We start from the raw sequence: 21632 nt of genomic DNA, 5'->3' as shown, positions 1-21632 counted from the left end.
ATTACGATAATGTGACTTTTTTACCCGTCTCCGCCGATTCTAAAATCGCTAAAATGAGCTTAACAGGAGCCAAGCCATCTTCGCCTGTCACAATTGGTTCACGATCTTCACGAATCGCTTGCACCATATCTTCGATAATCCATTGATGCCCAGGCTTTCCAAACGGATCTGCGTTAATTTCATCAATCAGCTTCGCCTGTTCTTCTTCCGACACGCCTTCTATATCCCATGTTTCAATAAAATTAGCCGTTCGGCCGCCAATTTTAACAGAAGCTTTTTCGCCAAAAATAGCGATGGATTCTTCCAAGTTTTTCGGATAAATCGTCGTTGCCGCTTCAATGACGCCGAGCGCACCGTTTTTAAATTGAACTACTGCCGCTGCAACATCTTCTGTTTCAATGTTTCGCAATCTTGTCGCCGCCATGGCTTGCACCGCTTCAACTGGTCCCATTAGCCAAAGCAATAGATCCAAATTGTGAATAGCTTGATTCATCAGCACTCCGCCATCAAATTCTTTCGTCCCCCGCCACGCAGCTTGGTCATAGTAAGCTTGGTTGCGATTCCAGCGCACAGTGGCGTTTGCATGGCTTAGCTTTCCAAACGCTCCTTTTTCCATTGTTTCTTTCAGCTTTCGGATCGCCGGACGAAACCGGTTAGGATGAACTACTGCCAATTTTACTCCGTTCTCTTTGGCAACGCGAATCATCTCTTCCGCATCGCTAACTTTTAAAGCCATCGGCTTCTCTACAATAATATGGCGCTTGTAATTCGCGGCTATTTTCGTTAATGGTGCATGCAACCCGGAAGGGACGCATATATTAACAACGTCAATATCTTCATTTTCCCTTAACATCGCTTCCATATCTGTATATGTTTTTACTTTACCAGCAAAATCGCGCAAACGTTCCGGATTGGTATCGCACACAGCAGCCAGCACGGCCCCTTCTGCTTTTTCAATCGCCTCAATATGTTTTTTGGCGATATGGCCCATGCCGACGACAGCAAATTTAATCATGTTGATAGTACCTCCTAGCATCGAGTACGTACTTCATCAAAATTAACATGATAAACGTAAGGAAAATTCCTAAGACAACGCCAATCGCGATGAGTTGCCCTACATACGTTTTCGATTTAGAAACGCTCTCTGATAATACAGATGGCTTCTCATAAAACACCAAATCACTGCGAATCTTATTCACATCTTCCATCGCATCCGTTAAATTGTCTTCTGCCTCCACAAGCAAATCGATTATGCTCTCCTGCTGATCTAACGTTAATTGTGGTGAATCCAGTTTTTCGTTACAGTACTTTATTTCCTGCTGCAAAACGCTTATTCGTTCATTCAGTCCATGTAAACGTTCATTTGTAACATCTAGGCGCTGCTTAGAATGATGCTGCAGTTCATGATTATATTCGGAAACAATCTTCCGCAGTTCGTTTTGTACACTAGTTTTATCGTCGCCTTTTAAGGTGATCTTCACATATTTTTCCTCTGGCACAGCAACATCTAACGCATTTTTGACGTGAGGAAACTTTGCCTCAATATTTTTCGGATCTGTTAAATCCTTTAGGTTGATAGAACCTGTAAAGATAAGCGCCTTGCCCGTGTAATTATACTTATGCAAAAAAAGCTGCCCCACCAGCACAGATATGAGCGCCATTGCTAGCGGTACAATCAGAAACCAAAATTTCTTTTTCCAAAAAAACAGCAAGTATTCATAGAGCACAAATTTTTGCTTCTCTACTGTCAAAAATGCCACCATCCTTTAAAATACCAAAGTTTCATCTATAAAACAAATAATACCAAAGAAAACGCCCCCTGCGCATACGCGGCGACGTTTTCTTTGTACAGCGCCATGATACATTATTTTTTGTAAAACTCAGCGATTTTCGCAACAACATATTGTTGCTGTTCCTCTTTCAGTTCAGGGAACATCGGAAGGGACAATGCCTCTTTCGCTGCTTTTTCCGCTTCCGGTAAGTCTCCTTCCTGATATCCTAAATCTTTAAACACCGGCTGCAGATGCAATGGAAGAGGATAATATACCATGGTCGAAATACCATTTTCCTTTAAAAATGCCTGTAATTCATCACGTTTTGGCACACGAATCGTATACTGATGGAAGACATGATAACAATCGTCAGCTTCCACCGGTGTAACAATCATATCGCCTACTGCTTCGTTTAACAGGCGTGTGTACGTAGCCGCATGTTTTCTTCTTAATTCCGTCCACTTATCCAAATGCGGAAGCTTAACGCTTAAAATCGCTGCCTGCATTTCATCCAAACGGCTGTTATAGCCTAATATGTGGTGATAATATTTCGGTTTGCTTCCATGGACGCGGATCACCCGGCATTTTTCTGCCAACTCATCATCGTTCGTAACAATCATTCCGCCGTCTCCATACGCGCCTAAGTTTTTCGTCGGGAAAAAGCTGTATGTAGCCGCAGTTCCCAGTTCGCCAACCGTTTTCCCTTTATATTTGGCACCGATTGCTTGCGCTCCATCTTCGACAACTACTAACCCATGCTTTTTAGCGATTGCCGCGATCGCATCCATATCTGCCATCTGTCCATATAAATGGACTGGAACAATCGCTTTTGTCTTTTCCGTAACAGCGGCTTCTACTTTTTCCGGATCAATATTAAAAGTGACAGGATCAATATCTACAAACACCGGCTTTGCCCCGGCGCGAACAATCGATCCTCCTGTGGCAAAAAAGGTAAATGCCGTAGTAATGACTTCATCGCCAGGCCCTACGCCGGCAGCCTGCAATGCAATATGTATTGCGTCACTTCCATTTCCGCATCCAATTCCATGCTTAACATTGCTGTAGGACGCTATATCATTTTCTAGTTTCTTTACATAATCACCTAAAATAAACCTTGATGAACTCATCACTTCGTCTAAAACGCCAAATATTTCGGATTTTAGCTGCTGATATTGTTCGCTTAAATCCAACATAGGTACTTTCATCAAAAATTCCCCCAAATCATAAAGAAAATTAATATTGAACATGTTTAGTTTATCACATTTTTACAAAGATATTATTACGCTTTTTTGACAAAAGCAACGCAAAAGCGTAAAGGTAATGAAAAATTTTTAAAAAATAATGTATATTACCAAACAAACAAGGAAATAAATTTTCAATAGTAATTTATTATTCCCCAAAAAAGCCGTTTGTACCTTTTCGACACAAACGGCAGGAAAAACAATGGAGTTGTTGTTCATCGATCATTCCCATATACTTTTCTTCCTCCGCGCAGCAGTTTGCGGATGAATGTCATAAACGGTTTATACTGATCGTTGACAAGACCGATCAGTTCCGCCAAAAGCTCTCCGACAACGACAAGAACAAAAACAATCAGGATCGATTGCCATAACGTCGAAGCGGAGAATAGAATGGCACTCACCCCAAAAACAATGCCAAACGCATAAATCAATAACACGGTACCGCGGTGAGAAAAACCAAGCGCCAGCAGACGATGATGCAAGTGTGATTTATCCGGCGCCGAAATAGGCTTTTTGTTGACAATCCGGCGGATAATCGCAAAGGTGGTATCAAAAATGGGAACACCAAGAATAATGACCGGAACGACAAAACTAAACAAAGTTACACTTTTATAAAGGCCTAAAACCGACAGGACGGAAATCGCATAGCCTAAAAACAGCGCTCCTGTATCGCCCATAAAAATTTTTGCCGGATGGAAATTATAGAATAAAAAGCCAATCACGCTACCCAATATAATAAGGGATAAAGTAAAGATCAGCATTTTACCCGCCATACCGGCCATCGTGGCAATCGTAGCGATGCCGATTGCTGAAATGCCCGCAGAGAGACCGTCTAAACCGTCGATCAAGTTAATGGCATTCGTAATACCGACGATCCAAAAAACCGTAATGGGGTAGCTCCACAGCCCCAAATCAAATGTGCCGACAAATGGGATCGTCAAAATGTCCACTTTCAGTCCAGATGCAACAACAACAAGAGCGGCAAGGAGTTGTCCACAAAATTTGACTTTGGGCGACAGCTCATATAAATCATCAAGCAACCCGACGATGACAATTAAAATCGCCCCTAACGTAATTCCCGTCACTTGTTGATGATAAATCCCGCCAACGAAGTAACCGACAGCCGCACCGATGAAAATCGCCAGTCCCCCAAGCCTCGGCATAATCCGTGTGTGTACTTTCCGCTCATTTGGTTTATCCACCGCTCCAATTTTGATCGCAAACTTTATGACAAATGGAGTGATCATAAGCACTGTTATGAAAGAGGCGAAAAAAGCCAAAACCGCTTGCATATTCATCATAATCACCTTGACTTTGCGTAATAGTAACACACATCATCTTTATGTTACCACATACGACAAGTAAATCAATCTTTTTTTATTGTCTCTTTGTTCGAAAAACATTCGGCAATTCTGGAAATTTGTTTTTTCATCGCCAATCGAGAGAAGAATATTTGAATTCTCCGCCGATTTTTTTATGGACCATTCCATTTTTTACATTCCTCTGCATGATGGATATGTTATGTTATAATTAGTTTTTAGAATAATGAACGTAATTAGGAGAGGAAAATATATATGTTAGCAAAAGTAAAAGAACTGTTTAATGAAAGCCATCGAGATATCAAACGGCTTTATAAACTTGTCCATCAAGTAAACGAATTAGAACCATCCATCGCCTCTTTAAGTGATGAGCAATTAAGGGAAAAAACAGAGTATTTCAAACAACGTTTAAAAGATGGGGCTACACTCGATGATATAAAAGTGGAAGCATTTGCGGTCGTTCGCGAAGCAGCAAAACGTGTTCTTGGACTTCGCCACTATGACGTGCAGCTTATCGGCGGATTCGTCTTACACGAAGGGAATATCGCCGAAATGCAGACGGGAGAAGGAAAAACGTTGGTGGCTACGCTGCCGAGCTATTTGCATGCCCTTAAAGGAAAAGGAGTACATATTATTACGGCTAACGAGTATTTGGCGCGGCGCGATTACGAACAAATGGGGAAGGTTTTTCAATTTTTAGGCTTGACTGTTGGGTTGAACATCTCGCAAATGTCTCCGCAACAGAAAAAACAAGCATATGCCGCTGATATCACCTACGGGACAGGAACTGAATTCGGTTTTGATTATTTGCGCGATAACATGGTGTACGATCTTCATGATAAAGTGCAGCGCAAATTACATTATGCGATTATCGATGAAATTGACAGCATTCTTATTGATGAAGCCCGCACCCCGCTTATTATCGCGAATAAATCAAGCATGGGGGCAGAATTATTTCGCATTACCGCACAAATAGTGAAACATTTCCGAAATGGGGCGGAGTATGAATTATATCCTGAAACGAAGCAAATCTTTTTAACCGATGAAGGGGCGGCAAAAATTGAAAAAGCATTCGGCATTGATAACTTATATGATATCGAACATCAAGTCTTATTGCATAATGTCATGCAATCATTGCGCGCTTTTGTCATTATGAAACGCGATGTCGACTACATTGTAAAAAACGGAAAAGTAATGTTAGTAGACCCATTTACTGGCCGGGTGATGGAAGGCCGGACATTTAGCGATGGACTGCACCAGGCAATCGAGGCGAAAGAAGGAGTAGAAATTACGGAAGAAAACGATATTCAAGCCACTATTACGATCCAAAATTATTTTCGCATGTATGACATTCTATGCGGGATGACGGGAAGCGCCACACCTTCAAAAGATGAATTTTGGCACACCTATCATCTCCGCGTCGTCACGATACCGACCAACAAACCTTCCCGACGCATCGATATGGAAGATCTTGTATACCGTACCTATGAAGCAAAAGTGCGCAAAATCGTCACGGAAGTACAAAAAATGAATAAAATCGGCCGCCCAGTTTTAATCGGAACCACCTCGATCGCCCAGTCAGAACGGTTATCGGAATATTTAACGAAAGCAGGCATTCCTCATCAACTTCTCAATGCAAAAACCGAAGAAGAGGAAGCGCGCATCATCGCGCTAGCCGGCCAAAAAGGGCAAGTCATGATCGCTACGAACATGGCCGGAAGGGGAACGGACATTTTACTCGGAGAAGGCGTTGCGGAATTGGGTGGATTGCATATTATTGGCACAGAACGCCATGAAAGCAATCGCATCGATATGCAGTTGCGCGGCCGCGCCGGCCGCCAAGGGGACCCGGGCTCTTCGCAATTCATTATTTCTTTAGAGGATGACCTATTTCGTCTTTATGATCAAGAAGAGCTAGAAAAATGGTTAAAGAAAGTACAAACCGACGAGGACGGTTTAATTACTTCTCCAGACCCTATCAAATTTGTCAGAAAAGTACAAGAAACGATTGAAAACGCCCACTATTCGGCGCGGGCTCATTTGCTCAAATTAGACTCTGTCATTGACCAACAAAGCAAGGTTGTCTATCAAATGCGCGATCACGTTTTAGCGCTTCAAAATGAGGATATTATTTTGGAAGTCCTTCAGCGCATCAAAAACTATTTAATGCAGACAATTGATAAATATTGCCAGCCGGACATCTTTTTCGAAGACTGGAATATCAAAGGGCTTCATGAAGAATTAAGCTTTGCCTTTTTGCAATTTAACAAAACGATCGATCATTTTAGCGGTTTGGAAAAAGAAGAAATTACACAATTAGTATTGGAAGAATACGAGTCTCTCAAATCCGAAATGCTGGCGCTGCAGCACAACGAAGCGAACACTCTACGCTTGAAACATTTCATGATTCAAACGATTGACTCGAACTGGATTGCCCACCTTAATAGATTAACCATTTTAAAAGATGGCATCCATTTGCGCGGTTATGGTCAAGAAGATCCGTATCGCGCCTTCGAAATGGAGGCGTTCCATGAATTTGTCCGTTTTCAACAAAACATCGACGCCGAGACGGCCATCCAAACGATAAACTATTTAAAAAGCCAATTGGATGTCGAGCCACATCGACTAGAGGAGGATTTCTATGATTTTTAAACGAAAAAGAAAACAACAAACTGATCTTTTGGATCCAGCGCCTGTCCAAGATGACGATAGGAAGGAAGAGAAAGATTTCAAGACGACATTATCATTCCATCCCGATTGGGATTTATCTCCTCAAGAAAAATATGTGTATCAATTTTATCACGAGCAGCTTCCGCCGTTGAAACCTAATCAAATTTCCATTTCAGGCATGAAACTCATCGAATATAACGACGGATTCGTCGTTGTCGCATTTTTGCGCAGCACTCTTCCTAAGCCGATTCGGTTGGAACGCATTCGTTTATTGCTGCTCGATGAAAACGGACAAGCGATTGCGAGAAAACAATTTGACATGGACAGCTTTGGCGAACTCCCGCCAATGACGGCAAGGCCGTGGAGATTTCTTTTCTCGCCAGAAGATAAACTTGTCGATAAAATCCCGACGGAAAACTGGAAAATAGCCTTTGAACTAAAGGAATCTAATCCTTTACCGCATCGCCTCGATTTAGAAGAGAGCTGGGAACGGTCCTTGTCAGCACAGCAGCGCGAACATTTGCAAAAATTAGTAGAAACATTACCGCCGCTTTCTGCCGGGGAAATTAACTTTATGGGGATAGAAGCGAAACTCAATGAGCAGCGCGATTTAATCGTGACATTGCTTATTCGCAACGGCAGCGATAAACATATTCAGTTAGAACAAATTCCATTAATCGTGGAGGACGCTTCCGGAGAAGTCGTATGCAAGGGGCTGTTCGAACTGAAACTCGAGGTCAAAGCCAATACGAGTAAACCGTGGACGTTCATTTTCCCTGCTAATCTACTATTAAAGGAAAATATCGATTTAACAACCTGGAGAGTATATCCACCGCAATCATAATGCCGAAAGGCTGCCCTGAAACCTAACGGGCAGCCTTTGCTTTCAGATCTCCAGCTTACGGATTCGTATGACACATAGGCGCTTTATTTTGCTGCACTAATTTCTAAAAACGCTCCTTTCTTCATCGCGACCCCGTCCTTGCTCTTAAACAGAGGAGGAATGACCAATAAATAACTTTCCCCTTTTTCTAGTTTTTCCGTTGGTTTTACCACTAATTGCGTTTCTTTAAGAATCTGAACGGTCACTGGCACTTCCTGTCCACCAATATGGTATAGTTTTACCCCATTCAAGCTCCCATTGGCCAACGGGCGAGAAAATTTAATAGTAAATGTTTTATCTACCGGAACATTGCGCAGTTTTCCGAAAGACTGGTAGCCTTTCAATTGCTGCACAAGCAAGTCGCGATGAGCCGCATATAGCTCCTTGTTAACCGCCGTCACGATGTTTGGTTTTACCCCAATGTTATGAATAGGAGTTCCTTTTGGCGAGAAAAAGTGTGCAACCGTCAACTTCAACATGCTTCCGTCCGACAGCTCAAACATTTCCTGCATCGAGCCTTTGCCAAATGTCCGCTGTCCATACAGCATTGCGGCCTGTTGCTCTTTCACCGAAGCGGCGACCATCTCCGAGGCGCTGGCGCTAGAGGAGTTTACCAATACTTTGATCGTTCCTTTCATTTGAACAGGCTGGACTACCGCTTGATAAATGTCCGGTTTATTCGAACGATCGCGAAGCTGAAACGCATATTTCGCATTCGGGAAGAAGCCGATGATTCGCTGCGCTGCATCCACGTAGCCGCCTGGATTGTCACGCAGATCAAAAATCCATCCTTTTACCCCGGAAAGGGAGCGGATTGCCTTCTCTATATCCCTTACCGAGCTTGTATCAAAACTGTACAGCCGAATATATCCAATGTTTCCTGCCAATCTTTTAGATTCGACATTTGGCCAGTCCAGTTTTTCACGATTGACCGTCACCGAAAACGTTTCGTTCGTTGCCGGACGAAAAACCTTCAAATGGACCGCTGTCCCTTCCTGGCCGGAAATCAAGCTCAGTACGATTTCTTTCGCATCATTTGCGACCGGACGGCCATCCACTTCTGTAATGATATCCCCCACGCGCAATCCGGCGCGCGCCGCCGGCCCATTTTCCAAAACGGACATGATTTTAATCCCTAAATCATCTTCTTCCATCATAATTCCTATTCCTACAAATTCCATATCAATCGATTGCAGAAATTGCTTATACTCTTCCGCTGTCATATATGTAGAATACGGATCTAAATGTTTAACAATTTCCTGCGGGGTAGTTCCTTTTAATACTTGTTCATTCACCGGCTCTACGTAATACTCTTGAATAATCTGGCGTACTTCATCTAATACTTTCGACGAAGCAGGTTCTGCGGCACGGGCGCTTACGTCTAGCGTTGCAAAAACAGAGAAGCAGAGAAACAACGCTATCATTATCCTACTAATTTTTTTCATGTCCATATCCCTTCTTTCCGAAACAGTGATTATTCAATATCCAACACAGCCGGCGTTTTCAATTCCTGAAGATACACGCTTAACTGTTTACGTGTATTAGCGTCTTGCACTTTCGGCAGCCACTGTTCGCATAAAGCAAGCAGCCGCTCCGCTCGATTTATATCGTCATTCTCATAAGCATCGATAATTTTGTCCATCGCTATCATGATGTTGATAGGGTAAAAAATGCGTTGTTTTATCGCTTCTGCCGGGCGCTCGAACGCCGCCGCCATTTTCTGGCGAATAGCCGCGTCGGAAACTTTCGAAATCAATATCGTCGTCTTTTTCAGCTGCTGGTTAAAAGATGGATATACATCATACAAAGTATCTAAGTTTCCTGACCGAAGCGCTCGATCTAACTGCGATGTCAAAGCGGTTAACCGCTCTCCGCTTTCCACTGCACTAATATAGTAGGAAGCCCGTTGAATCGTATGATAGCTGTTTGCTATTCTTTTAGAATACCGCTGCCTATCCGTCTTATTGTTTATCCGCGCCATCTCTTTTTTCGCTGCCTCATAATCTTTTTTCACCTGATTGTAAAGACTATATGGCTTGGAAAGACGGCTTGCTTTCATTGTTTGCTCCAGCTGGGCGGCGTGTTTCTCCAGCCGCTCTAGCGCTGGAAACGAAGCGGCTTCTGACCTTTCTGCAATTCCTCCCCATATAAAAGGCAAAAATAGTATGAAAACGATAATCCATATCCGCCAATGCCCTTTTCCGTTGTCCCTCACCATTGTTCACCTACTGTCTATAAAAATATAAAAATTATATTTAAATTTTAATCGAAAGCATAAAGAAATAAAACAGATAATTTTTCAATTTTTCTATTTCCTGTCTTTTCATTCCAATGGCATACATCGCTATTCGCATCTTCTTACGGCTGCTAGCCAGCCATTTGGATTCCCAATAAAAAAACTGACTCTTCAGTCGTGCGCCACGACTTCATGAGTCAGCTTTGATTAGCTAAAATCCGGCCAGTTTATTTGTTGCTTGTCTCCATCAATTTTCGCCAATGTGCGATACCGGAATGGTACAAGCGCTTCTTTCGGTTTATCCAAAAACGCCATAGCCAGTTCAAAAGGAATCAAGTCGAATTGATCTTTGTTTTCAGCAATTAAATACAACCCAACAATTTTCCCTTGTTGCGATAAATCTATGCTAAGAAAGGCGGGATAATACGTACGGTCACGCGCCTCCAAAACGGCCTTAGCGATAACGACGTTATTTTCCTCCTCTTCCACATCAGGATTATCAATCTTTTCCAGAACCTTAACCGCCCACCCTTGCTTTTTGTATCCTCCGATTAGTTTAGGAGGGTTTTTTTGCAATTCCTTTAATAACTCTTGATCCATAGTAACCATTGATTCCCCCCTTATCATTCATAAACGGGTTCTGCTTTATAATACACATATTTGCAAACGAAATGCAAATTACTTATTATGGAAAAAGAAAATGGGGAAAATATACTCCTATTCATGGTAAATTGCGCTTATATTATCTACATATATAGTTCCCATGTTTTTGTTTGCTTCATTTACTTCCATATATCGCACCGGTATTTCCAGTACGATTGGAAGCGTTAAATGAGCAGGAACCGTTGCAGTTACATATTTCCATCCTGTCCAATTCACGCTTTTGGCGAAATCCAGCCATACGCGTTTTCCGCTGCCGTCTTTCAGCTGTGCGCGAAGCCAATGGCCGCCGCCATCTCCGTATACCCACATGCCGATTTGTTTCGGATATCCTTTTAGTAAAATCCCTTCTTTTCTGCTTGCATACACACCAGAAGTTCCTTTCGTGCCGCGGAAGTCATACGATATTTGTAAAGAGCGTCTCCCTGTTTTGGCGGTCTTGTCCGTTACAGAAACAGCAGCGGAAACATAGCCTACCCCCGATGCAAGCCATTGTCCTTCTTCCGTCTGCTCAAAGTCATCAATCATCTCATCTTTTTCTATGCCAACGTTCGGATCTCTTTCTTCCTTATAAATCACAAGAAGTGCATTAGCGACAGGGCGAGGCTTGCCGTCTGACGGCTTATTTTCAATGACAAGACTTCCGTCTTTCTGGCGTGCGACAAACGTCGAAGAGCCGCCGCCATCCAGCGTCATCGCCTCTACTGCACCAAAATCTTTCATCAATTTTGCCAATTCATCCAATGTCAAACCATTGCTATGATTTGGATTTCGGCCGTCCACGACCACCATCAATACATTTCCATTCGAATCAATTCCAATCGCTGTCCGAGGATGAGCCCCAGCGATAGGAAACGATTGTACTACCCCATTAGCAACAAGACGATACCGCCCGCCTACCGCTTCTTGAACGCCATCCCATGCTTCTTGATCATAATGAATGGAAATTTCCACCGTGTCTCCTTCTTTTGCCTGCTGCAAATACTGGCTTGCTTGTCCATGTCCTGATAAAACAATCTCCCCTGGAAGCAGCGGCTCATTCCCCTTGCCGACAATCACCTGTTTTACCGTTCCCGTTAATGTGCCATTTCCATTTAGTTTTCCTTGTAAATTAGTTAGTACTACTTCTGTCCCAAGGGAATTCGTTTGCGTCGAACTCGAAAAATATGGAGTGTAAATGACTAAATGATTGGCAAAACGCGGTTTATTGATCGAATCTACCCGATAGCTGTTTCCGCCATTGATTTTCATCTCTATCATTACGTCTGGATTGCCAATCATCGGCTTTCCATTAGAATTCATTCCAAAAATTACTCGTTCTTGAACAGGAGTCGTATTTGTTGTAATAATTTCTCCCTGATGAACCATTAAATCAACAGGCGATCCATTCGCTTTAAAATAGTCGCCATTAACCGCCCCAAGGACATAGCGCCCATTTCCGTTATAACGGTTTGCCTGCTGAAGAACCGGCTCCAGTCCGAGTACCTGTTCGTTTGATAAAGCCGTTTCAATCGCAATCTTTTCGTCCGACAATTCAACGTCCAGTTTATAAACGTGCTGCTTGCCTCGCGGACTACGAATCTCTAATTCTGATTTTTCCACCCCAGGCATGATGGAAGAAGAAGACTCTTCCATAACGGTTCCAACCGATAATTGTTTTAATCCATACCATTCTGGATTAACTAGTTTCAATTTTTCCCTAGATGGCGTTTTATATAGAACGTACCCTTTTATATTCGTAACGTAACATCCGCTGCCGACACCGTACTGCCCCCCGAATGCGGAATCATAGGAATAAACCCGGTATTGCTCCCCAGGCTTTAAAATTCGAACTAATCGCAGCTTTCCGTTTTCCCTTTTCCATAGATTAATTGGCTTTATAATTTCCAGTTTTCCAATTTGTCCTTTAACGAGCCTCATCCCTTCCCAATACACAACATTTCCCGCCGCCTTTATTGGCTGTTCAGGCCAAAAGGCAAGACAAAGAAGCAAGGTGAGGCACCATACGATAAGCTGCCTTCTTGTCACTGGACAACTCTCCCTTTATTTCTATATTTTTCGACATACGTTTCTTATTATACGACAAATTATCCTAAAAAGGGTATCATTTCCATACGTTTTACAAAAAAAATTCTATTTCGACAGTTCTTATATTCTCGAACACTGCGCCGTCTGCATTGGTTCCCTTATTTTTCCTAGTTTCATAAAAAAGAGACTAACTTTAAAAGAGAAATACTCCCTATCTGTTAGTCTCTTTCCAATCAAACTTACGGGGTATAAAAATTTTGCGTATAGTACGGTTGTCCAAAAGAATTAAAAGCAACGCCTACCCCTAGCCGCTGATAATTAGGATATAAAATATTTTGCCGATGTCCAAGTGAATTCATCCATGCCTCATGAACAAAAATGGCGTTACGTTGTCCCCAAGCGATATTTTCCCCAGCATCGCTATAGGAAATGCCATTGCGCTTCATACGGTCAAACGGAGACAAGCCTTGCAAATTGATATGGTTAAAATATGCGTGTTTGGCCATATCTTCGCTATGCTTTCTCGCGGTCAGCGCTGCTTTTCCATCCCACGATAAAAGCGGAAGATGATTTTTCGAACGAACGGCGTTCACCAAATCAAAAATTTGATATTCATACGCTGTTCGCAACTCGGCGCTGGCCGTCCCATAAAACTCTGCCTTTCCGTTCTCCAGCTCTTCTTTCACAATCTGAACAGCTGTAACGTGATTATTATTATATTTGTCATAAAAAAAGGTGACATAAATTCCATCAAGCCGGTATGTATCGTATTCCTCACTTTTTATCATATATAGAACATTTCCTTTTTGAATATATGTAAGCGGTGTGCCATATTTCGACTCGACTTCTTGCTTCGACGCGCCAAGCGCCACGCCTGTTTTTGTACTCACCATCGGCTGATTCGTATACATCGCCGCGATGCGATCATGCTGGTAGCTAATCATCACAAAATCCTTATAACTCCCGCGGTCATACGCTTCCCAATACAATCCATAATCATTCCGCGTCTTCCGCTTTGCTTTCCCATAGATGGCTTCCACTTTAGAACGCGGATCACCAATGGCCAAGCGATTCATGGAAACAGCCGCGCTCGTCCGCTTTGCTTGCTGAATGCAGGCAACCATCGCCAATTTAGCTTTCGAAGGCGTTTCAAATTTGATATTTCCATCCCGCTTAACGTAATATCCCCCGCCGACGTTGAAATAATCGGACTGAATAGCATAAATACGGTAAAAGCTTCCTGGATACAATGTCCGTACCACAACAGGAGTGCTGCCATCAAACTTTACTAAACTAGTTTTCTTTAACACTGTTAACCGGCCGATTTGCCCCGGTTTCAGCTCTTCTCCATCCCACCAGACTTTTGCATTTCCTGTATACGATGCGCAGCTTTCCGCCTTCGCATCCGAAAAAGAAAATGGCGCAATCAAACTGCCAGCAACAAGCAAAATAAACACAAGGCAAGCACGAATGATAACCATTGATTCTTTGCTCCTCTCTTTTCCTTCTTTGCTTGGTTCCTAGTCTATTTTTTGCACACCTCTTTTTTTAATAATATTACTCTTTTACAATGGAAAACAATGATCAATTTTCAAAAAACAACCTCTATTCCTTAACGAGGAATAGAGGTCATAGTGATGATGCTTATCGTTAATTTCGCTGAATTTGATGTTGGAACAGCATTGCAATCAGAAAATACACTTAATTGTAATATTTATTAATTTCCTCTAACTGTTTTAACTTCGTCTTCGATGGGGTTTCGTATTTCACCGCTGCATCTTTCTTCACATAATAGCCGCCGCCAACACCATACATGCCATTTTTATAGCTATATACTCGAAGTTCTTCTCCTTTTTTCAATTTACGCACAGACGTTAGCTTTCCTTTGGCATCCATTTTCCATAGATAGGTGTCTTTTAGTACCGTCACTTTACCGATCTGTCCTTTAATTAATTTTACTTTTCCCCACCATACGCTTGGTTTTGGAGCGGTGACGGTTAATGTGTACTGGTCGTTGAATATATGCCAATCGTTGTCTTCTACTACAATATAGTATTCTCCTTTATTTAAGCCGATTTCCGTGTAATATCCGTCATAATCGGTACTTGGATCCGTCGAGAATGATGTTAATTTGTTATTATCTTTATCATATATAGAGACATACTTGCTGTATCCTGTATTGCTTAACAGCACTTTTACTTTTGTAGGCTGCGGAAGCGTAATTTTATAGTAATCCTTGTCATATTCATTTTTAACGAATCCTTCAATCTCACTATTTAATTTTATAGGATCCGCTGTTCGTAAGCTATCGTTAAATTCTTTTTCATAATTGTCCCCTTCTTTGAAAGTAAGTTCAACTTGGTAGGGAGAATCGCTTATGCGCCAATCATTATCCTCTACTTTGATATAAAATTCCCCAGCTGGTAAGCCGACACTAGCAGTAAATGCCTCATAGGCACTTTTATTATCGGTATAAAAATACGCCAATTCTCCATGATCTTTTGTTAAAATGCTGATTTTTTTGTTCGTACCCTCATTTGGCATTGTAAACGTTAATTTTCCTGGCTTCGGCAAAATGATTTTATAATAATCATCATCAGAATCGCTCTCAATAACTCCTTCAATCACATTATTTACGTTAACCAAAGTAGCTTCAGCTAAATTTTCATTTGGCTCTTGTTCATACGTATTTCCCGCTTTAAAAGTCAATGTGAACGAATACGGTGCATTATTTATATAATAGGAATTCCCTTCTACTTTTACAAAGTAATCGCCTGCTGCTAAACCAACACTATTTTGAACCATATCATATGCACTTTCCGGGTTATTAAACAAGTCAGCCTGAGTATTACCATTTTTGTCAATAATACTAATTTTGAAGTGCTCCCCTTTATTAGGAAGTGAAAATGTAACAAGTCCTGGTTGTTCTAAAGAAAATTTATAATAATCGTCGTCGTCACCATCTTTCACAATACCGCTATACGTGTCATTTACCGTAATTGGTGTAGCATTCGCCATGTTGCCATTATCTTCTGTTTCATACCCTTCACCATGCGCAGCAGAAGGGGCGAAAAACAGAGTGCTTGAAAACAACAGACCAGCTGTCATAGCCCCCGAAATCCATTTCTTCATACTATTTACCCCCCATATAGATTTATTTTCTACCGTAAATGTTAATATAGTTCTTTATTACCATCAAGCATTTTTATGTAAAAAATTCTAATAAATCTTTATTCTACCATTTTATTATTAATCTAACAGTTCACATTAAGTCCTTTTCTGAATCAGTCTGTTCCTGTTATGTATCTTCGCCATTTAGCCAAAATTCCCAACAAAAAAGAAAAAGCAGCTCCCGAATGACCCAAAGGTGCTGCTCTACTCTTTTTTTGCTTCCTTTAATATCATCAGCTATAAAATTCTCATTCGTTCGGATATAACGCTTTTACCTTATCTAACAACCGCTTTGGCGGTGTTTCATATTTAACGTGCGAAGGTATTTTCGTGACGTAATACCCGCCGCCTAAACCGTATTGTCCGCCATAGCGGTTATCATACTTATATACACGATATTGTTCACCTGGTTTTAACACCCTTACAAAGTGCAGCCGATTCGCCTTATCTCGCTTCCACAAGTTAATCGGCTTAAGAACGGTAATTTTCCCTATTTGCCCTTTTTTCAATTCCTCTTTTCCCCACATCACAATCATTTTCGGATTCGTCTTGATCGCAACTAATTCTACGTATTCCGGATCGCCGTAATCTAAAGACGGATTTTCCCATTTTATCAACCCGACATGTTTTGCATAGTAGCGATATCTTCCATCGCTTTCTTTTACTTCCACAACATTTTTAAATGTCCCCGCTTTTGTTTTCACTGTTTTGGTTAATGACGTGATCGTGCAAATGATTTTTTCTCCCTCGTCATTGACATAAGACCAAGTTGTTCCTACCTTGACCGGATAAACGAGATGGGTAAAAGAATAACCGTAATCGAAATTCCCTGATCCCGATACGAGCCCATGTTCATCTTCTCTATAGTATACGGTAAACGGGTCGTCTTCTTCACCATAGGAATAAATGCCTTTCCATATATAAAGGCCATCTTTCACATGGCTAAACTCCTCGATGCTAATTCCTTCGTAGTAGGCGTACGTCAAAATTTTTGTTGGGTCGGGCATATAGCTATCATATCCACTTGCAAATGCTTTTTCGGTAAACGGCATGGCCGTAAACAATACGGCGAAAGCAGCCAGCAAAGATAAAATACGGAAAGCAACAACTTTTTTCATTTCTTCTCCCTCCTTGATAACAACGTTATTCATAGGAAGAAAATCATATTCCTATTTCTTAACATAAAAAATGGCCTCTATTTCCAACAGGAAATAGAGGCCATAGAAACTACCATGTCCTTTTACCATATACCATCATATACGATACCGTGCCTGATGATATAGTTCTTCTTATTTCTTAACGGTAACTGTTATTTCGATACTATCCCCATAAGCTTCCGGCTCGAATGTTAAAATTTCCTTTCTAATGAAATTCATAGGAAAGAAGTTTCCCATTAACTAAATGCTATTTGTTACTTAAATACAGAATAAGGTACTTTCACTTCAGGCATCCCCTCTGAATAAGGTGCAACTTCGTATTCATAAAACTTAATGACTATTCCGTTCGAAGTAAAATAAAATGGACGGCTATTATTCACTTCAATTTTTGGCAACTCTTCTGTAAAAATGGATTCCCCCCGATTTGCTCGGTTTGTTAAATCGATAATCGCATATTGTTTAATCTTATTAAGAGCAGACTCGCTTTTTGCAACATCGCTTAAATATAAACGTTGACCTGTCAAAACGTTAAAATTATACGCAGTTACCGTAGACATTCCGTGTACGCCGCCAGTATACATATAATCGTAAATTAAAATGCTAAGCAGATTGTTTTCATTATATTTTACTTCATAAGACACTTTATATTCGTAATCGAACATAAACTCTGGCAAGTCCCCGCTAGATTGCTCACGATCTTCTTGTTCCATTTTTTCCAGTTCCAAATAAGCGTTATAAGAGGCACGAACGTGCTTTTTGAGTGTTTCGTTAATTTTATCTTGAGCATCCTTGCTGATTAACCCTGTCACTTGAGGATAATCAAGAGTATTGTTATAGGTACGTTTGACAATTTTTACTCCTAACGCTTGAAGTTTTGCCTTTGATGGAGTTTCATACTTGACTCGATTGTCCCGATCAACAAAGCATCCTCCGCCAAGCCCGAGTTTTCCCGGAAGAAACGTGTAAATGCGGTACACTTGACCTGGATTTAATTTCCGAACTATTTTCTTTTTGGTTCCATTCAATTGGTACAGCTCTGTTTGTTTCAAAATGGTTAGTTTGCCGATTTGCCCTTTCTTTAATTCCATTCCGTCCCATAACACTTTCGCTGATGCGGTATTATAGAGAGAATTCCCAAATACAAACAGAAAACAAACAACTACAGCTACAATCCGCTTTTTCAAAAATATTCCCCCTTCATAAAAATAAATGATGGTGAACAAATTTTACCTTATTTTAAATATAATTACAAATATATTTTTACAAAGATGGTATAAAAGGAATAACCAAATCGTAACTATTAAGTCCATCGCTAGTTAATTTGATAGAAAGCAACACAAAGTTGGAAGCTGAATAGGTTACTAAAGCTCTTTCTTTATTTCATACGTGTTTATCGAAATTGAAATTTATTACATTAATGTTACATATTTTGCAATTTTAAATCATTTTGTTTTCGTTTATACTAAACTAGTATTATTTTGAAATGGGGGTTATTATATGAAAAAATTGATTCCTTTTACTATTGCCGCATCTCTTGCCATCACAACATTGCCCGCTTCTGCGTTTGCGATTGAATCCAATGATCCTGAGCTTCAAAGCTATCTAAACGAGATCGGCATGACATCGGAAGAATTGAAAGAATATTTGGACTACGATGGCTACACATTAGAAGATTTTCAAGATGTCGATGAGCTTCGCAACGAGCTTGGCGAGGTGCTGACAGAAGAAAATTTACAACAATTACTTGAAGATTATGGTTTAACGAAAGAGGAGTTAAAACAACTTCTTATCGACAACGGGGAACTAGAACCAAACGAAGAAATTACGGACGCGTTTAAGTTTTATAACGACTTAGAGGAATACCTCGATTTTGAACAATCATATTTAACACCGATTACCGAAGAAACACTGGCTGATTTCTTGCAAGAACGTGATATGACAAAAGAACAATTGCTCGCACTTCTTAACAGCCATCATGAATCATTAGAAGACTACAGCTCCATCGGCGAATTGGCTGATGCGATCGATTATTATCAAAGCTTAACCCCGCTTACGGAAGAAACATTAAACGAACTTTTAGACGAACTTGGACTTACCCGACAACAACTGGAAGAGTTGCTTGCGGAAAATAACGATTCGTTAGACAACTATACGACAATGGAAGAACTATCTGAAGCCATTGTCGACTACATGCTTCCTGATTTAGAAGAGCTTGGCCTGACAGACGCTGAACTGGAAAAATTGTATAATCACTTCGAATCACTGAATATGGAAGACCCGCAATTCGCAAGCAAAATGGAAGAGCTCGGCAAGCGGCTGGAAGCCATTAGTTTGTACGATTTTGAAGGAGTAAAAGAGCTGTCTCCAGCACAAATAGCGGAAATTGCCGATGTGATGAACGATATGCTTGACACTTTCCAATTAGACGTGAAATTTTATTTGACGAAAAACGGGGAGAAAAAGCCATTAAGCCTATCCGCGCTGATGACGATGGAATCAACTAACGGCTATGACCTCTTTATCGAAATTTATAACAAACAAGGGGAACTGCTTGCCGACTTCATATTGACAGAGGACATGTTCAACTCTGATTTATTTGAAGACGTAGGCGAAGATGTAGAGAAAACGGGAAAAGTCGCAATGATTGAGAAAAAGATTGAGAAAAAAGCACAACTAAAACCGGTAAAAAGAACAGTAAAAGGAGCAAAACTTCCAAAAACGGCTTCCCCTTATGCAGCGAATATGCTGCTAGGCATTGCCTTTATTGCGATCGGTGCTTTCCTATTACGCTTCAGAAAAGGAGCAGAAGCAAAGTAATGCAAAAGCAACGAATCGTTCGCTTTCTTGGCATTAGCTTGATAGCAGTCGGTTTCGCACTCGTCCTGCTCTATGGCTACAAATTTGGAAAAGGAATCAACGCCGCCAAACCGTTGCCAAAGGAAACTGAAACAAAAACAATCGCTGCACCGTCGAAGACGGCTGCAGCAATTTACCTACGCCAACCGAGAATGGGAGAACATATTGGCGAGCTCATCATTCCGAAGCTGAACGCCAGTCTTTCGATTTACCACGGCACCAATGAAGAAGAGCTGGAAAAGGGAGTCGGACATTACGCCGGAAGCGTTCTGCCGGGAGAGCCGGATAACTGCGTACTTTCAGGACACCGTGACACCGTCTTCCGCAAACTCGGCGAAGTGGGAAAAGGTGACTTGCTGGTGGTCAAAACGGTTGCAGGCGAGTTTACCTACAAAGTCCGTAAAGTGCGAATTGTAGATGCCGATGACAGAACCGTCATCGTGCCAAAGCCAAAAGCAACATTAACCGTATCTACTTGTTATCCGTTCGGCTACATCGGCGCGGCACCGAAGCGGTATGTTCTTGTCGCCAACTTAGTAGAGGCAAGGGATTGATGGCTACCTATTTCTTCACTCCCTATAAATCATTTTACATGCAATAATCCCACAGGAGTTTCTGTGGGGTTTTTCAAAGCGTTGAAAAAGTCGGACGTTAAGGAAAAGTTCACAAGGAGTGTGAACTTTTAGCTTGTCGGCTTTGTCGACAAATTGAAACCCTTGCGTGGCAAGGGTCAGACTGTAGACAAAATAGAGGCTGTCCTCAAAAGGTCGTTTTACCGACCTTTTGGGACAGCCTCGTTTTTCAACAGTCTGAAAATCCTACTCGTTTTGAGTAGGATTTTTTATTATTTTGTAATCTGCTTTTGAAATATGGATTATTACCATAATTTAATGTATTATAAAAATATTGGTATAATTAACATTTTCATATACTTGAATAGGGGGATTAGTAATGAAAAATTGCTATCACTTTTTGTTTTAATTTTATCCATAGGATTATTAAGTGGATGTGTAAAAGGTGTTTTAATAAGGATGGGAGTACAGACCTAATTATGATGTAGGATTTGAGAGTACTTTACTGAGGCTTGCTAGCTCAGATGGTCAAAATCCGATTGAGGGAATACGTAAACAAGCCGAAGAACAACGATTTACAGTTGCTAACTACAAAGAGAACGGATATGCAGGAATAAGAGCGAAAAAGCATGTTGATAAATTAAATGATGTTCCTATTTTCTATACTACGGCGAACAGTAAAGACGAAAAACCTGTAAAAATTGAAAAAGTTTTTTTAGTATGCGATACGTATTGGATACACAACTCGATCTAAGTGATATGACAATGGATTCGGTTCAAAGATATAAAATTAATATATAAATAAAATATACGCAGCAAGTTGCACCATAAACATGCTTTCACCTACTTTCTTTTTTCCAATTATAAGATGATGTATAAAATTTTGTGTCAAGCATTTGGCTAGACCAAAAGAAAAAGGTAGGGTATTCTCTGATTTGGCCAAAAATCTTAGAGAAAGGAGAACCCTACCTATGTCTAAAAGTATACCGAATTTAGACTGGCTCAATCAACTGGAAAACGCCATTCGTCAGTTTGTAAAGGAAAAATTAGAGTTGATCATGAAGGAA

Annotated in this window: 15 protein-coding genes and 2 pseudogenes; 5 read left to right on the top strand and 12 right to left on the bottom strand. The window is 41.0% G+C overall.

The features are described from left to right. Position 1: 1 nt before the first annotated feature. The 4 genes from AC1WMD_RS09705 to AC1WMD_RS09690 all read right to left on the bottom strand — a co-directional run bounded on the left by AC1WMD_RS09705 (position 2) and on the right by AC1WMD_RS09690 (position 4311). Positions 2 to 1015 (bottom strand): Gfo/Idh/MocA family protein, encoded by a 1014-nt coding sequence (locus tag AC1WMD_RS09705; protein WP_494256984.1) that lies wholly within the window; start codon positions 1013 to 1015, stop codon positions 2 to 4. Further along, positions 1008 to 1760 (bottom strand): lipopolysaccharide biosynthesis protein, encoded by a 753-nt coding sequence (locus tag AC1WMD_RS09700; protein ID WP_494257201.1) that lies wholly within the window; start codon positions 1758 to 1760, stop codon positions 1008 to 1010. Before AC1WMD_RS09700 ends, AC1WMD_RS09705 begins: the two co-directional genes overlap by 8 nt. 104 nt (positions 1761 to 1864) lie before the next feature. Then, entirely contained in the window at positions 1865 to 2977 is a 1113-nt protein-coding gene (locus AC1WMD_RS09695; protein ID WP_494256983.1) for a DegT/DnrJ/EryC1/StrS family aminotransferase, read from the bottom strand. A gap of 251 nt (positions 2978 to 3228) precedes the next feature. Continuing rightward, on the bottom strand, positions 3229 to 4311 hold the full coding sequence (locus tag AC1WMD_RS09690; protein WP_494257199.1) for a glycosyltransferase family 4 protein: 1083 nt from the start codon (positions 4309 to 4311) through the stop codon (positions 3229 to 3231). A gap of 276 nt (positions 4312 to 4587) precedes the next feature. On the opposite strand from AC1WMD_RS09690, the gene secA2 reads away from it, so the two are divergent. Together secA2 and AC1WMD_RS09680 are read left to right on the top strand one after the other, a co-directional pair. Beyond that, positions 4588 to 6984: an accessory Sec system translocase SecA2 gene (secA2, locus tag AC1WMD_RS09685; RefSeq protein WP_494256981.1), complete on the top strand. Its 2397-nt coding sequence runs from the start codon at positions 4588 to 4590 to the stop codon at positions 6982 to 6984. After that, on the top strand, positions 6974 to 7846 hold the full coding sequence (locus tag AC1WMD_RS09680) for an accessory Sec system S-layer assembly protein (RefSeq protein ID WP_494256980.1): 873 nt from the start codon (positions 6974 to 6976) through the stop codon (positions 7844 to 7846). Before secA2 ends, AC1WMD_RS09680 begins: the two co-directional genes overlap by 11 nt. A gap of 83 nt (positions 7847 to 7929) precedes the next feature. Here AC1WMD_RS09680 and AC1WMD_RS09675 read toward each other — a convergent pair whose 3' ends face one another. The 8 genes and pseudogenes from AC1WMD_RS09675 to AC1WMD_RS09640 all read right to left on the bottom strand — a co-directional run bounded on the left by AC1WMD_RS09675 (position 7930) and on the right by AC1WMD_RS09640 (position 18321). After that, positions 7930 to 9330, bottom strand: a complete 1401-nt coding sequence (locus AC1WMD_RS09675; protein ID WP_494256979.1) for a S41 family peptidase — start codon at positions 9328 to 9330, stop codon at positions 7930 to 7932. Between the two features lie 29 nt (positions 9331 to 9359). Continuing rightward, positions 9360 to 10100, bottom strand: coding sequence for a hypothetical protein (locus tag AC1WMD_RS09670; RefSeq protein ID WP_494256978.1), 741 nt, complete (start codon positions 10098 to 10100; stop codon positions 9360 to 9362). 228 nt (positions 10101 to 10328) lie between these two features. After that, positions 10329 to 10730 carry a hypothetical protein gene (locus AC1WMD_RS09665; RefSeq protein WP_494256977.1) on the bottom strand — a complete coding sequence of 134 codons (402 nt, stop codon included), beginning with the start codon at positions 10728 to 10730 and terminating at the stop codon, positions 10329 to 10331. 108 nt (positions 10731 to 10838) lie between these two features. Next, a complete protein-coding gene (locus AC1WMD_RS09660) occupies positions 10839 to 12809 on the bottom strand; it encodes a phosphodiester glycosidase family protein (RefSeq protein WP_494256975.1) in 1971 nt (656 codons plus the stop codon). 239 nt (positions 12810 to 13048) lie between these two features. Beyond that, entirely contained in the window at positions 13049 to 14290 is a 1242-nt protein-coding gene (locus AC1WMD_RS09655) for a CAP domain-containing protein (protein WP_494256973.1), read from the bottom strand. A 220-nt stretch (positions 14291 to 14510) separates the two neighbouring features. Continuing rightward, positions 14511 to 15941: a hypothetical protein gene (locus AC1WMD_RS09650; RefSeq protein ID WP_494256972.1), complete on the bottom strand. Its 1431-nt coding sequence runs from the start codon at positions 15939 to 15941 to the stop codon at positions 14511 to 14513. Between the two features lie 287 nt (positions 15942 to 16228). Beyond that, positions 16229 to 16510, bottom strand: a pseudogene (locus tag AC1WMD_RS09645) (alpha-amylase); the annotation flags it as partial. A gap of 881 nt (positions 16511 to 17391) precedes the next feature. Continuing rightward, a complete protein-coding gene (locus tag AC1WMD_RS09640) occupies positions 17392 to 18321 on the bottom strand; it encodes a DUF3298 and DUF4163 domain-containing protein (RefSeq protein ID WP_494256970.1) in 930 nt (309 codons plus the stop codon). 313 nt (positions 18322 to 18634) lie between these two features. On the opposite strand from AC1WMD_RS09640, the gene AC1WMD_RS09635 reads away from it, so the two are divergent. The 3 genes and pseudogenes from AC1WMD_RS09635 to AC1WMD_RS09625 all read left to right on the top strand — a co-directional run. Beyond that, entirely contained in the window at positions 18635 to 19954 is a 1320-nt protein-coding gene (locus AC1WMD_RS09635) for a processed acidic surface protein (protein ID WP_494256969.1), read from the top strand. Then, entirely contained in the window at positions 19954 to 20547 is a 594-nt protein-coding gene (gene srtD / locus AC1WMD_RS09630) for a class D sortase, LPxTATN-specific (RefSeq protein ID WP_494256968.1), read from the top strand. The genes AC1WMD_RS09635 and srtD overlap by 1 nt, the downstream gene beginning before the upstream one ends. 989 nt (positions 20548 to 21536) lie before the next feature. Further along, positions 21537 to 21632: pseudogene (locus tag AC1WMD_RS09625) on the top strand (transposase); the annotation flags it as partial.

Source organism: Parageobacillus sp. NEAU-HV-2 (assembly GCF_059115485.1).
The sequence above is the reverse complement of the archived record's forward strand: the minus strand, read 5'-3'. Positions and strand labels throughout refer to the sequence as shown.

Bases quoted from the DNA above. Each gene is read 5' to 3' on its own strand.
- AC1WMD_RS09675 (WP_494256979.1), bottom strand. From the start codon at position 9,330: ATGAAAAAAATTAGTAGGATAATGATAGCGTTGTTTCTCTGCTTCTCT.
- AC1WMD_RS09650 (WP_494256972.1), bottom strand. From the start codon at position 15,941: ATGAAGAAATGGATTTCGGGGGCTATGACAGCTGGTCTGTTGTTTTCA.
- AC1WMD_RS09705 (WP_494256984.1), bottom strand. From the start codon at position 1,015: ATGATTAAATTTGCTGTCGTCGGCATGGGCCATATCGCCAAAAAACAT.
- AC1WMD_RS09665 (WP_494256977.1), bottom strand. From the start codon at position 10,730: ATGGTTACTATGGATCAAGAGTTATTAAAGGAATTGCAAAAAAACCCT.
- srtD (WP_494256968.1), top strand. From the start codon at position 19,954: ATGCAAAAGCAACGAATCGTTCGCTTTCTTGGCATTAGCTTGATAGCA.
- AC1WMD_RS09635 (WP_494256969.1), top strand. From the start codon at position 18,635: ATGAAAAAATTGATTCCTTTTACTATTGCCGCATCTCTTGCCATCACA.
- AC1WMD_RS09655 (WP_494256973.1), bottom strand. From the start codon at position 14,290: ATGGTTATCATTCGTGCTTGCCTTGTGTTTATTTTGCTTGTTGCTGGC.
- AC1WMD_RS09680 (WP_494256980.1), top strand. From the start codon at position 6,974: ATGATTTTTAAACGAAAAAGAAAACAACAAACTGATCTTTTGGATCCA.
- secA2 (WP_494256981.1), top strand. From the start codon at position 4,588: ATGTTAGCAAAAGTAAAAGAACTGTTTAATGAAAGCCATCGAGATATC.
- AC1WMD_RS09695 (WP_494256983.1), bottom strand. From the start codon at position 2,977: ATGAAAGTACCTATGTTGGATTTAAGCGAACAATATCAGCAGCTAAAA.
- AC1WMD_RS09690 (WP_494257199.1), bottom strand. From the start codon at position 4,311: ATGAATATGCAAGCGGTTTTGGCTTTTTTCGCCTCTTTCATAACAGTG.